The following is a 514-nucleotide window of genomic DNA, read 5'->3' on the forward strand; positions in this document are numbered from 1 at the left end:
CCGGCGCGGCGCCCGGGTCGGCGGCGGCCCGGCCGATGAGCCCGCGCACCCGCTCGACGTGCCGGTCATACAGCTCGTGCGAGCCCAGCTGCGCTGCCAGCTCGGCGTCGAACGCCGCCACCGACTCCGGCTCCCGCGCCATCGCTCGCAGTACGTCCAGGGCGATGACGTTGCCCGAGCCCTCCCACACCGCCAGCACCGGCTGCTCCCGGTAGCGGCGCGCGAGCGGGAACGCCTCGGTGTAGCCGTTGCCGCCCAGGCACTCCAGCGACTCGTAGGCGTGGTTCGGCCCGCGCTTGCAGACCCAGTACTTCGCCACCGCGGTGGCCAGCCGACGGTAGGGGGCGAACTCCTCGTCGTCGTACGCCGACGCCAACCTCAAGGCCGTCCACGTCGCGGCCTCGGACTCGAGCTGCAGGTCGGCCAGGACGGCCGCCATCGCAGGCTGGTCGACGAGCGTCGCGCCGAACGCCGCGCGGTGCCGGGCGTGCCACGCGGCCTCGGCCGCCCCCTG

General features: G+C 75.3%; 1 protein-coding gene. It reads right to left on the minus strand.

Annotated features, from left to right (window positions below; translation table 11 throughout):
- Window positions 1-514: acyl-CoA dehydrogenase family protein (locus HMPREF3086_RS03425; protein ID WP_256386767.1), on the minus strand; the 514-nt coding region annotated here is incomplete at both ends.

The organism is Dietzia sp. HMSC21D01 (assembly GCF_001815995.1).
Lineage (GTDB): Bacteria > Actinomycetota > Actinomycetes > Mycobacteriales > Mycobacteriaceae > Dietzia > Dietzia cinnamea.